This is a genomic window from Paenibacillus sp. FSL M8-0228, assembly GCF_038007385.1.
In the GTDB taxonomy this organism is placed as follows: domain Bacteria; phylum Bacillota; class Bacilli; order Paenibacillales; family Paenibacillaceae; genus Paenibacillus; species Paenibacillus polymyxa_D.
In genome coordinates this window covers 2690224-2704666 of the sequence record NZ_JBBOXA010000001.1, presented here as the reverse complement: position 1 = coordinate 2704666, position 14443 = coordinate 2690224, and the positions used below count along the sequence as shown (strand labels likewise).

Sequence of the window (14443 nt, the reverse complement as noted above, 5' to 3'; positions counted from 1 at the left end):
ATTTCCCCCTCAATCGAATATTTATAGGCTTTCATAAAAATGCTTCATCTCTTCGAACTCTTCCAAATCCAGATCATCTGCCCCTACGTCTGTTGGTGTCAGTTCCTGACCGGACTGATTAAGGCAATGACGAATGGTATTCAACAGGTGTGTTTCGAAGCGGGAGAAAAGTTGTTTGACCGTGCGCTCTTCATATGCATTCCTGTCATAGGATATACGGATACTTAATTTTCCGTCCTCCAACCGGCTATCCATATAAAGAGCATAAGATGAACCATTAATCACATCCTTGGTACCTGGTCCAATTTCAGCTTGCAGCGGCGATATTGAAAAATAAACCGATTCCGGGTGTGGGGAGTCTATATAACGGAAACCAATTTCCGGATGACGAAAACGTTTAGAATCCGTTGGATTGCTGGCTTCGGTCAGATATCTCAATGCACCGTAGCCCAATCCGTGATTTGGAACCTGCCGAACCGTTTCCTTCACACGCTTGAGCAACAGCGCTATATCATCCGCAGATTTGATGTCCAGTACAACTGGATACACGGACGTAAACTGCCCTACCGTTCTGGAGATATCCAGCGAATTTGTTTCAGCCTGCTCTCGGCCAGGGTTCTCCACGTATAGTGCAATCCGTTCTTGTCCTGACCATTCGGACACTGTTTGCCCCAGTACGGACAGCAGTACTTCCTCCGGCACGGTATTATAGGCATGATTGACCTGTGTCATCAGATGCTGGGTTTCGTCAGTTGATAATTGCAGGTGGAGCTGATGTGTTTGTCTCTCCGATCCAGAATCCGTAATGACTTCATGGTCTTTGGGAAGCGTTCTCCACTCTGACAACTCTATCTTGTTCCAATAGTCCTGCTCCTTGAGCAGCTCTTTACTATTCGCATAATGTTCAAGATGCTCTGCCCACGTTTGGTAAGCGTTCGTTTTGTCCGGTAAAACAATCGTTTCCCCATCCAGAGCTTGTCCGTAGCCTGTTGCCAGATCTTCGAGCAAAATATTCCATGAAATGGCGTCAGCCACTAGTGGGTCTACAGCAAGGAAAAGATGATCTCCGCTATCCAGACGGAAAAGCCCTGCCCGAACTCGTGGTCCTTCAAACAGCCGCAGGCTGCTTTGAATCCGTTGACATTCAGCTTCCATCTGGCTGCGTGCTTCGCTTTCCGTTCCCGTAAGCGACAGTACCTCCAGCGTGATTAGCTGTTCATGCAGTCCTTTGTGAGCTTGCGTAACCGACTCGTCAGCCTGTTGTAATAAGCCAAGGCGCAGAGCATCGTGGTGCTCTACGATTTTCTTCAATGCGGCTCGCAATGGCTGCTCGTCAAAGCCCGACTTTGCCAACAGCAGTACCGACATTGCGGCAGGAAGTGCCTCGGATGCTGGATGCCGTTCAAACCCATCGAGTAGATGTCGTTGTATCGGTGTCAGTGGTACTTCTCCATCTATCGGACCTTGCTCTATCGGACGGGACAATGTTTCTGCATAGCCGCTCAGGATTTCAATGGACGGATGCTCCAGTACGTGTCGGATATCCAGCAAATACCCGTGGAGACGCATGCGTGCGATGACTTGAACTGCTTTAATCGAGTCGCCTCCGAGCAGAAAAAAGTTATCCTGAATGCCCACCTGATCGCGTCCCAAAACATCTTGCCATACGGCGGCCAAAGCTTCTTCCACATCATTTCGCGGCGCTACATAGGCCACATCCGGTCGGAATAGCTTTTCAGGCTCCGGCAATGCTTTTCGGTCGGTTTTTCCGTTCGGTGTCAACGGTATCCGATCCAGAAACACGAAGTAAGACGGAACCGAATAATACGGGAGCAACTTGGCGGCATGTTCATGAATGACCGTTAAGCTTGGTGTTTCTTCTGTATGCAATACAATGTAGGCACACAAGACGGATTCTTGCTCTTTGTTTTGATATACAGTGACGACAGCCTCTTGAATTGCAGAATGGCTCATCAAAGCATTTTCAACCTCACCCAGTTCGATCCGGAATCCACGTACTTTCACCTGATGGTCGATTCGGCCGATAAACTCCAGATTTCCATCTGCTTTCCAGCGAACGAGGTCACCCGTTCTGTACATTCGTGTCCCTATTGAAAATGGATTATCCACAAATTTTTCTGCCGTCAAATCCTCGCGGTTCCAATAGCCACGCGCCAGCCCTTCTCCTGCAATGCATAGCTCACCCGGTATACCGATTGGCTGTAATCTGTCCTGCGCATCCATGACGTAAATTTGCGTATTCGCAATGGGGCGTCCAATGTCAATCTGATTGGCATGGGTAAGTTCCTGCACTGCCGACCAAACCGTCGTTTCCGTAGGTCCGTACATGTTATAAATACGGGGGCCATTCAATTTCTGCAATGCCTCCAGCAGCCTGGGTGGAAGCGCTTCTCCCCCAACCATAATTTCCTGTAGACCTTGCAGCGCACGGGAGCCTTCCTCATGACTCAGCAGCATGTGCAGCCGCGATGGCGTCATTTGCAGCATGTCAATATGATGTGCAGTAATCAGTTCGCCAAGTGCCTGAGGATCGACCTGATGATGGCGGTCGCCTAGCACGACGGTCATTCCGCCTAGCAGCGGCAGAATCGCTTCCAAAACGAAAATATCGAACGAAATAGTGGTTAGCGATAAAATCGTTTTGTGCGCTGCAAAGTCAATCACTTCACGCATTCCTGTAATAAAATTCAGCACCGAGCGATGCTGGAGCATAACTCCTTTCGGATTTCCGGTTGAGCCAGAAGTATAGATGACGTAAGCCAGATGCTCCGGCTGAGCAGTGGCTTCCAGATTGGTCCTTTCTCCTTGATATACTTCCTCATCTTCGATAAACAGGGTGTTGGCGCTGTAATGGTGTTCTCCTACCAGATCGCGACTGGTCAGGAGCACGGCAGCCTCACTGTCACTCAGCATATACTCAATACGGGCTGACGGATATTCAGGATCGATAGGCACATAAGCGCCACCCGCTTTTAGCACGGCGAGCAGACCGATAATCATTTCCGCCGAACGCTGCACCATCAGGCCGACTAGCTTATCGGGTCCTACACCATTCGCTTGAAGTATCCGTGCCAGTGAGTTAGCACGTTCGTTCAAGTCCCGGTAGGTCAGACGCTGATTTCCGAACGCCAATGCTATATGACCCGGCGTCTGTACGACCTGCTTTTCAAACTGCCTGTGAACTGTCTCATGGTGCGGGAAAGGTACGACGGTATGATTAAATTCGGTTAGCAGTAATTGCTTCTCTTCATCAGATACGATCGTAATATCGGCCAACCGCACCCCGACATCCTGCGTCACCGTTTCCAAAATTCGCACAAAATGCTCTCCCATCCGTCGGATGGTCTCCGGTTTAAACAGCTTTGTGCCATACTCCAAAGTGAAGGACAAACATTCTTTTTCCTCGGTCACATGCAATGAAAAATCCACCTTGGATATACCCGCGTTGAATTCTTCCGGTTTAAAACGAATGCCTCCTGTTTCCAAAACATCTGTGCCGACATTTTGCAAACTGAACATCGTATCGAACACCGGGTTTCGACTTACGTCGCGCACCAGTTCCAGTTTGTCTACAAGCTCATCAAACGGGTATTCCTGATGCTCCAGTGCCAGCAGCGAGTTTTGCTTAACCTCCTGCAAAAAGGATTGGAACGTTAAAGAAGATCGCGGCTGATTGCGAAGAACCAGCGTATTGACGAACATGCCAATCATCGCTTGCGTATCCACATGCCGTCTTCCGGCAACAGGTGTACCCACGATAATGTCCTCTTGGCCAGTATATTTGCCCAGCAGGACATTATAAGCCGCCAAAAGTACCATAAAGATCGTAGATTCGGTATCTTGGGCCAATTTGTAGAGTGTGTTAGTAAGTTTGGATTCCAAGGTGACGGTCAAGCTGTCACCTTCAAAGCTTTGTGCTTGTGGACGCGAAAAGTCCGTAGGCATATTTAGTACAGGAAGCTCGCCCTTCAAGGTCTGGAGCCAATATGATTCATGCGCTTGCAATGCGTCGTCAGTGATCTGCTGCTTCTGCCAAGCAACAAAGTCTTTGTAATGAAGCTGAATGTTCGCAAGCTGTCTGCCCTGATACCGTTGAATGATTTCATCTAGCAGCACGGCCATGGAGAAACCATCGGACACGATGTGATGCATATCCACTAGCAGATTGAAGCCACCTTCGATAAATTCGTACAGTTCGGCGCGGAATAAAGGAGCTGTTCCCAGATGAAAAGGCTGAACAAACAAGGTCCGAGCCTGTTTTGCTTCTTCCTTGGAAATACGGGTATATGGAATGTCGAATGGAATCGTGTCCCGAACTTTTTGTACCACTTCCCCGTCTTCCAGATCGAAATACGTCCTAAAGGATTCATGACGCAAAATAACTTCCCTAACGGCTTCAATGAAGCGGGGAACCTCCAGATCTCCCTCTATGAAAAGCTGACCTGGTACATGATAGGCCTTTCCACCTCCCAGCTGATCCAGCACGTACATTCTCTTTTGGGAAGAAGATACCGGATAGAAGGCTTGCGATTTCACAGATACAATCGGTTCATAGTTCTTCTTTGTTCCACCCGCAATGTATGTAGCCAGCTCAGCAATCGTTTGCAGCTCAAAAATGTGGCTGAGTGGAATGTGTACACCCAATTCCTTATTGACTCTCGACAGAATGACCGTCGCTTTTAGTGAATCACCACCCAGTTGAAAAAAATTATCGTCATCGCTGATATCTGTTACATTCAGAACGTCCATCCAAATGTTCACGAGTTGATCTTCTACGCCGTGGTTCTCAGGAGCGGTGTCTGTTTTAGTCAATACACTTGCTTGTCCCGGCTCTGGCAAAGCCTGTAGATCAGGCTGACCATCCGGCAGAAGAGGAATATGATCCATAGGAATCCAAAAACGGGGCTGCGTATAATCTGGAAGAATTTCGATTGCAGCCTTTTTCAGTGCGTCTTCTTCCCATGGCTTCGATGCGTTTGCGACCACATAGGCGGTTATATATGAGACTTTTCCAGCTTCGTCCGTTTGCGGTGTAATGACGCAGGACTCCAATCGGAAAGTTTGCAGCAGGTGTTTCTCCAACTGCCCCAAATTAACCCGATGTCCGCGAATGTGGATAGTCCGATTCAAATTGCCAATATGTCGCAGCTTGCCATCGTTTTCTACGTAAGCCCATTCTCGGGTCGTTCCCAACAGGCCTGCTCCTGAGGCTTGATACACCTCCCCTGCTGTCCCAACAGGTGCCAAATGCTTGTAGGCATCGAGGACGCAAAGATAGTTTCCGTTGGCGTCGGTATTTGCTGCCCATGCAGTTCGAAGTTGTTCGTTCTCCGACGCACGGAGTAAAGTCAGCGCGGAAACGCGGGCCCCTTCTTCCTCTACAATGGAATACAGCAGATTCAGGAAATATCCTGACCAGGCTTCGATAATGTTTGGCTGAAAAAGATCCGAATTGTAGTCGAAATCAAGACGTAATTGTTGCTGCGCCTCTGTCACGTTCAAAAACAACTCGTATTTGCTGAATGATACCTCATTCTCAATGAGTTCCACTTCCAGTTCATGGAATTGAAAACGCGGAATCGGTCGATCCATATTGAATACAGCGTTAATGACAGGCAAATGCCTCAGCCCCAGCTGAGCGAGTCCCGCAAAGCTGTACTTTTGGAAGCTATCCAGTTCATTCATGCGCTTTTTGACTGTTTGGACATGCTCCGTAAAAGTAGCATCAGGACGCACTTCGCTGATCATCGGAAGCAAGTTGACACAGTTGCCGATCAGAGAGAAGGCGTCCATATGGGATTGTCCTGCGGTGGGAACCCCCACCGTTACTTCCTGCTGCCCTGTCAGCCGATGTAGAAAAATCTGAAAGGCGGATAGCAGCGTTATAAAAAGACTGCTGCCTAGCTTTATGCTGGCGGATCTCAATTGTTTAACGAGCGGCGCTTCGAGCATTACGGTATGTCTGCTTCCTCTGGAAGACGGAATCTGTATTCCCCTCACCGGAGATGGCAAATGGAGAACAGGCTGCTGCTTTTCTAGCACTGCCGACCAAAAAGCTAGGGCCTCATCTTTCCCGGCTTTCAATTGATCCTGCTGCCAAACAACGTAATTCCGAAAAGGTACTGGATCGGGAAGGTTGTAGGCAGCATGTCGAACTAGCGCAGAATAGATGTGTTCCAGTTCCTGAATGAATACACTGATTGACCAGCCATCCGCGATAAAATGATGAAACGTAAAAACACCCAGATGCTCTTCATTCGATATTTTCAGCAGATGAATCCGGAATAATGGCTCGCCTGGCGTCATGGCAAATGGGGTTTCACTGTCCTTGATCATCCATGCCCAGATATGTTGTTCCTGTTCATCTGGGCGATAACTGGTAAAATCATGAAGCGGGATTTCCGCTTTCACCACAGGAGCGAACACCTGAGTTTCCCCATCGCCGCTCATAAAGATATGTAAGGCTTCATGACGGTTTACAATGGTCTGGACAGCTTGGTTGAACGCCTGCTGCTGAAGTGGACCACGAAACCGCAACAAGGCGGTTTCGTGTAAAGATTGAGAGTCACTTCGATCTGAAACAGAAGCGAACCAAAGCTGCTTTTGCTCTGGAGTTAACGCAATAACAGTTTCTGCTGCTTCAGCCTCTGGAGGTACGGTTACAGGTACAGGTTGCTTTCCCGGCCCCGGGCCGTTTCCATTCGGGGGCGGGTCCGATAAAAATCCCCCTTTACGCAGCTCGTTCACGCTATCCTTGACCGCTTGTACGATTCGCGCAATATCTTCCTCGGTATGGGCCGTAGACAAGAAGCAGTTTCGTCCCTCCCAGATATAGATGCCTTTGTCCAGCATGTGATAGAAGAACAGCTCCAGATCGCCTTTGAGCACGAAGCGGAATAGGGAGCCAAAGTGAACGACCTTCATAGGTACGCGTTCGTCAGTGAAATAGCTGTTCAGCTCCGCTGCTAACGCCGAGGTGCGGCTGTTCAAGCGATTTTGCAGTTGCTCGCCATGCTTCTCCAAATGATCCAGCACCGCTAAGGATGCAGCCATTGCCAGCGGATGATGGCAGAAGGTTCCTGCCACAAAGGTTCGCTGCTGCTCATGCTGCGGATAGGAATCATCCCCGAAGCTCCACGTGCCTCCGTCGATCCCGTTCATAAAGGCGGCTTTTCCGGCTACGATGCCGATGGGCAGCCCGCCGCCAATGATTTTACCGTAGGTTACGAGGTCGGCTTGTACCCCAAACCACGCTTGGGCTCCTCCGGGCTGAATCCGGAAGCCTGTGATGACTTCATCAAAAATGAAGGCAGTACCCGACTGCTCCGTTATCTGGCGAATTTCCTGCAAAAAGGCTTTAGGCTGAAAATCTGGTCGGCGGCTTTGTACCGGCTCCACGATAACCGCGGCCAGTTCATGCGCATGGGTGCGGATATAATCCAGAGAATCGTCCGCCCCATAATGAAGCACGACGACATCGTCCACCATATGCTGCAAGATACCTGGAGCTAGAGGTGTCGAATGCTCCTTGTCATCACCCGCGCTCCCCAGTGCCAGCACCCCGTCGAATGTACCGTGATACGAGCCAGCAAAAATGACGACTTTAGCTCGTCCAGTGGCAGCACGTGCCAAACGGAGCGCGACCATGACGGCTTCCGTGCCGGAATTATACAGGGCAATCCGTTCCACGCCGGTCATCTTGCATATTCGCTCGGCGACCTGTCCGGCCATGTTGGACATGGGGCCGACACACATGCCGTTCTTCAGCTCTTCTTCAATTTCTTCACGAATAAAGGCTGGATTGTGTCCGAACAGATTCACACCAAAGCCCATCGTCAAGTCGACATATTCATTGCCGTCCAGATCCCAAATTTTTGAACCATCGGCGCGTTGGGATACAATTTGATACACCATTTCCTTCAAAACAGGCCGGAAACCAGCCACATTGCGGTTATTGGCGTATACGGAGCGATACTGCTGGGTGTACTGTTTGGTGCTACGCGTACGGGCCGTGTAGCGTTCAATCAGTTCTTGTAGGTGTTGTTCCTGACGGAGCGAAAGCAATTCACGTGCTTTAACATCCAGCTTTTTATAAGGCGTATACGGCTTGGCTTCATTGCCTGTCTGCTTGAAAACAGCCTTTACGGATGGTGCTGGTGCTAATGCAGCCGCGACTTTCTGCTTGGATTCGGTACGGATGATCTGCGCACTTTCACTACTTGCCGGTAGCAAAACGCCCGTTTCCGGGTTAAATGCCTCGGAAGCTATTACGGATGCAAATGGCTGATGCCGGAGAACATCGAGCTGCTGTGACATCAGATGTAGCTGTTGCTCCAAAATTCGCTCTACAGCCGCAGGAGCTGTAGCGATTGGAAAGCTTTGAGCCCGTGTTTGTCCAGCCGTGTCTATGGCATAAACGGATGCCGCAGCCGGAACAGCGGATTCATGAGACGGTTGGGTTAGCGGGAAAGCTGCGTGATCAACCTGATTCAGAGTTGTTTCTGGACGATTTTCCACAGATTGAACCGGGGTTTCAGCAGAAGTGAAAATGCTGACCCGCTCGGCTACGTAGCTGGCCAACAGCTCCAGCGTGGTCAACGATTCGAAAAATTCGTTCATTGGAATGTCCAGTCCGAAGGTATCCTTGATACTGTGGCGAACCTGGGACAAATTAATGGAATCCAGCCCAAGCTCCAGAAAATGTGTTTGTGGCTCCAGTTCCTCCAGACTGAGTTGGGACACGTTACCGATCATTTTCGCTAACTTTTGAAGAATAGATGATTTGTGCTGATCGGTAGTAGATGCTGGCGCTGAATACTCGTTCCCCATAATTCCAGACTCCTTTGCTTTTGAGTTTTCATGAACTGGTACCTTCTGTTCCGTTCGAACCTGTTCGGGTACGTTAATCCAGCATCTTTTCCGTTCGAATGGATACGTAGGCAGAGAAACCTTTTTATAGTGCTTACCTGCATAGAGGGCATTCCAATCGATCTGCGCTCCTTGCACATACTTGGCAGCCAGTTGCTCCAGTGATTGCAACGTGTCCAAGCTTCCAGTGACCATCTCTGCGCCACCTGTGCTATCCGCTTTCCCGGTGTATACACCTTCGACGACTCTACCTTGTTCGTGTAACTGAAGCACCTTCGCCTTCAACGCATCCGCCCCTGCGGCAGTAACAGCAATCCGGTGATTCAGGTGACTTCTGCCTGTGTTAGCCGTATAGCATACCTCCTGCATCACGAGTTCTTCCGCACATCCGAACCGTTCTGCGTACCGCCCGACCAGCTCGTGCAAAGCGGATTCACTCCGCGCTGACAGGGTCAGCAGCAGTGGTGATGATCTATTATTGCTGTCCGTTGAGGCTTGGTCTGATTCTGCCCTCGCTATATATTCCTCCAGCACCACATGGCAGTTTGTCCCGCTGAATCCAAAGGAACTCAGGCCGCTTCTTCTGGGGAAACCGTCCGTCTTCCATTCCCTAAGCCTCGTATTGGCATATACCGGGGATTCCTCAAAATGGATCTTTTGGTTTGGTGTGCGAAAATGAACGAGCGGCGCAATCTGTTGGTGCTTCATGGACAATACGGATTTGATCAAGCCCGCAATCCCGGCGGCTTCGTATAAATGACCGATATTCGTTTTGACCGTGCTGATCGCCACAAACTGCTTACGCTGTGTATGCTTGCGGAAAGCCTTGGTAATGCCGTCAATCTCAACCGGATCACCCAGCTTGGTGCCGGTGCCATGTGCTTCGATATAACTTATCGTTTCAGGATCAATCCGTGCATCACGCCACGCCTGCGAAATCACTTCTGCCTGAGCGAGGGCATTCGGCGCGGAAATACCAATCGTGCTGCCGTCCTGATTGATGGCACTTCCCTTGATCACGGCTAAAATGTTGTCACCGTCTTGTTCCGCTTTGCGCAGCGGCTTCAGTAAAACGGCTCCAACTCCTTCACCCCAGCCCGTTCCGTCCGACTGGTCGTCGAAGGCGCGTGCTCGATCATCGGAGGATTCCATGCCAATGCCCGCTTTCAGCGGCAGTAAAATCGTTTTCACTCCTCCTGCCAAGGCCATGTCGCAGTCTCCGCTAAGGATGGACTTGCAGGCCAAATGCACTGCCACGAGGGATGAAGAGCATGCTGTATCAATGGTTAGCGCCGGACCTTTTAGATCGAGCAAATATGCAATCCTGCTGGAAATAATGGATGATAAATTACCAATGGCAAAGTTCGGCAGCGCTCCCGGTTCCACCTCAGACAACAAACGCTCGTATTCGAAGCTGGTTTTGGAGAAGCCGACATACACGCCGACCTTTCGGCCTGCCAGTTGCTTACCCCCATACCCCGCATCCTCAATCGTGCTCCAGGCTGTTTGTAGAAATAACCGTTGATTCGGGTCCATGAGTGAGGCTTCCCGTGGAGTCAGCTTAAAGAAGGAGTAATCGAACTTGTCTACTTCATCCAGATAGCCGCCTTCTGCAATTTGCATATTCCGTCCTTCCGTATTCAAACGGGAAATGAAATCTTCGGCATCTTTTCTTCTTTCATCGCTGTACGGGCCGATATTGTCAGCCCCTGATGCCACATTCGCCCAAAACTGCTCTAATGTTTCCGCTTGAGGAAACTTGCCTGACATGCCGATGATGGCGATATCCCGGACATTTGCTTCCTCCTTGGTCTCGGACTGTGCTGTTGCAGCCGGGTCGCTGCTCATGCCCTGACTAGAGATATATGCAGCAAGCTTGGCGATGGTCGGATAGGAAAAGAAGTCCGTCACCTCAATATGAATCCCTAATTGATCCTCCAACAGGTCCACAATTTGAACGAGCTGCAAGGAAGTCACTCCGATATCAAAGTAGCTGTCGTCCGTCCCGATCGACTTTACATTTAAAATATCCTGGCAGATTCCAATCAGCTTCTGTTCTATCTCTCCTTGAGGTAAGACTACACGCTCAGCTGCTTGCATGACTCGAGTAGCCTCGGCCAGTGCTGTCAATATTTCATCAAATTCGCCCTGCTCATAACTCTGGGCTAATTTGAAGCGCTGAACCTTTCCACTGGTTGTTTTAGGAATACGCCGGATCGGAACCACATCCTGAATATGCCAACCTCCCCGGTAATTTAGATGACTTTTCAGCTTTTGGACAAGCGGTACAAAATGCTCTATCTTTTTCGTGTGCATCACAAAGGCAATAATACGATCCTGCCTCGTTTGCGTATCATGTACACCGCACACGGCTACTTTTCCGAGATCCACACCATCCAGTTCCTCGGCAATCCTCTCGATGTCATGCGGGTAGACATTCTGTCCGTTCACGAAAATGATATCCTTGGCTCTACCAGTAATAGTCAGGCGACCGTTCCGCATAAACCCTAAATCGCCGGTGATAAGCCAGCCATCCTCTGTTTTGACCTTCGCGGTAGCCTCTGGATTGTTATAGTATCCGGATGTCACATTTTTGCCGCGGATCTGTGTGTGTCCAATCACCCCATCTTCAAGCACCTGATTTTTTTCATCGCAAATGCGGACAGAGGTACTGGCCAACGGATACCCCAAATCCACAAAAGTAAGACACCGCTTGTCGGACTTGTCCACTTCTTCTATGGGTTCACCCACGTGTAACTGCTGCCGGTTCAAATGAATGGGTATAAAGGTGCTTTTGTCCAGAGGTGGAGAGGAAACTCCCACACTCGCCTCTGCCAATCCGTAGACAGGAAACATCGCATTTTTATTCAAACCGTGAACACTCATTGCATCCATAAACTCATCACAAAGCTCCACAGATACGGGCTCCGCTCCATTTAAGATCATACGGACATTTGACAAATCCCAGTTAGCTGCTGTTTCGGGTTTATACTGATCGAGAAAAAATTTATATCCAAAATTGGGAGAGCATATTTGAGTCACCTTATGCTCCGATACTTTTTTTAGCCATAAAGACGGGCGTCTGATAAAAAGTGCCGTTGGCATAATCAACTGCTTGGCATTAGCGATCACACAGGTTAAATGAAATGCGATCAATCCCAGGTCATGCGTAAGCGGCATCCAGCCCAAATAAGCATCCTTGGAGCTCATGCCCGTTTGATTTGCGACATCCCGAATATTGTAAACCAAATTTTCATGCGTCAGCATGACTCCTTTGGGATCACCTGTAGAACCTGAGGAAAATTGGATAAAAGCTAAATCCTCCGGTTTGGGTATATGGGCAACACCTTTACTCTGATTGGAAAAATCGAATATATGGCTTGAAAAAGTCGCTTTTTTAACGGGCTCAAAGGAATCCAGCAGTTCGTGCTGGTGCGAGTATTTTTCCAACTGCTCCAATACCTTGTCATCTGCAATCATATAAGGGCGGGAAAGTGTATTCCAGATTTTAAACAATTTCATTTTATGCTCATCATTATTCCCTATGCTTACAGGAACAGGAACGATTCCACCGAGTAGGCAACCCCAAAATACATTCACAAAGGTATGATTGTCGTCGATCTGCATGATCAGCTCATCGCCAGGTTGTATCCCTTTTTCCTGTAATTCATAAAGTACCTGTGATGCTTGCTCCAGAAGTTTACAGTAGGATACGTATTCCTCTTGTTTATCACCAGAAATAAAGGTGATTCCGTTCTCATCCCGGCTTGCACGGTCATGAATGATTTCAATTAAAGTTTGAAACTGTTCCATCCTGATCCCTCCTCAATTGCTCTAGCATTACTTTCTGCTCTCCTTCGGAGACCTGTTTGGTTTGCAACACCAGGCGAATACACTCCAAAATCTCCTGTCTTTGCTCAAAAGCAGGAGGTGAACCGCTCCCTGATTCAGAGCTTCGAAGTAATTCTTCCAGTCTTTGAACAGGTAAAATAACACCCTTTCGATAATCATCTTCATTCCAATTGGCATTGGGGGTAGATACCGCCAGTGAAAGGGAACGAGCAACCCAATCACGGATTGAGAAGCGGCGTTCCAGTTCAACGCGATCCAAGTCTCTATCCACGGACAGCAATTCAATGGTAGTGCTTATTTCCTTCGCCAAATTTTTCAGCACCGTTCGTGGACCTAACTCGATGCCTTGTTCCACGCCATGATTCTCCATATACTGCATGGTTTGAATCCAGCGAACCGGGTGAGTCATTTGCAAAATCAATCCTTGACGGATGCTGTCAACATCGGGGTATGGCAGAGCGGTCACATTGGAGATCACGGGCCACTGCGCTTCATGGAAAGTGTATTTTTGCAGCTCGATGGTCAGCCTGTCCGCAGCATGCTGCATAAGCGGACTATGAAAAGGGCCGCTGACCTGCAAGCGAGTAATTTGGGCCCCCCGCTGTTCTAACTTGTCAGCTACCATAGCTATCGATGTATGATGACCAGAGATGACATACTGATTAGGCGAATTGTAACAAGCAATAACAGCAGGCTGATCGATTGGGGAGTGCAGACGACAGAATTCTTCCACGGCGTTCAACTCAGCTCCGCGAATGGCAATCATGCTGCCCAGACCGGCCTCTGCGGCTTCTTCCATGATGCGTCCTCGCTTTTGAACCAGTCGTAAAGCGTCGCTAAAGGATAGAACACCGCTACTTACCAGAGCTGAATATTCACCCAGGCTATGACCTGCTGAAAATTCAGGGATAATTCCGATTTCATGCATATAACGCCGGAATGCAATGACACTGATCGTGAGAAGTGCGGGCTGAGTATAGAATGTTCTGGATAGCTGGGTCATCGGACCTGCCATGCATAAAGCTTTCAGATCATATCCCAAAATATCAGCAGCCTCTTCGAACAAGCGATCCGCTTCTGCAAAGCCGCTATGCCACGTAGCCCCCATTCCTACATACTGAGAGCCTTGCCCAGGAAAAACCAAAGCAATGCGATTCATATCAAACCCCTTTCCTCCCCACAAAGATGTGGCAAAGCAAAAATGTTTTTACGATTCAGGTGTTAATGTACATATGTATGAAGACAATAGCTGTAGAGATAGATGTAGCAAAAAGCAACAAAACCGATTGTCAAAAAACAGTAATCGACATGTAAAAATGAGTTGGTTATGGAGTTTCCATTCGTGGTGTGATTGAGATCAAAAGTCAGATGTGTGAGTAGACTTGGAAGTGTAAAAAAACTTGAGGTATACTGGAATTCCAGGCTTGGAACCTAAAATTCAGTATCATAGATGAATGTGATGAGAAATTGTTGAGGTCATACAGGATGTTTTTCGATGTTAAGTATTAAATGAGAAATATTTTATTTATATAATAGATATGGACTCGAAAAATGTCAATATCTTTTTTAAATTCCTTTAATAAGGAAAAAATGCGATATATGAATGATTTTGTTTCAATATAAATATAAAAGTAAATTAAAGTATGTCGATATAATGTATAAGTATATTATACACACAAACAATGCCCTCTTTTGTCTAAAA

Annotated in this window: 2 protein-coding genes; both read right to left on the bottom strand. The window is 48.4% G+C overall.

The genetic code is table 11. The features are described from left to right. Positions 1-21: 21 nt before the first annotated feature. Positions 22-12702, bottom strand: a complete 12681-nt coding sequence (locus MKY98_RS12345) for an amino acid adenylation domain-containing protein (protein ID WP_341010917.1) — start codon at positions 12700-12702, stop codon at positions 22-24. Further along, complete coding sequence (gene fabD, locus MKY98_RS12340; RefSeq protein WP_069012384.1) at positions 12677-13900, bottom strand: ACP S-malonyltransferase; 1224 nt, start codon at positions 13898-13900, stop codon at positions 12677-12679. The genes MKY98_RS12345 and fabD overlap by 26 nt, the downstream gene beginning before the upstream one ends. Positions 13901-14443 lie beyond the last annotated feature (543 nt).

Bases quoted from the DNA above. Each gene is read 5' to 3' on its own strand.
- MKY98_RS12345 (WP_341010917.1), bottom strand. From the start codon at position 12,702: ATGGAACAGTTTCAAACTTTAATTGAAATCATTCATGACCGTGCAAGC.
- fabD (WP_069012384.1), bottom strand. From the start codon at position 13,900: ATGAATCGCATTGCTTTGGTTTTTCCTGGGCAAGGCTCTCAGTATGTA.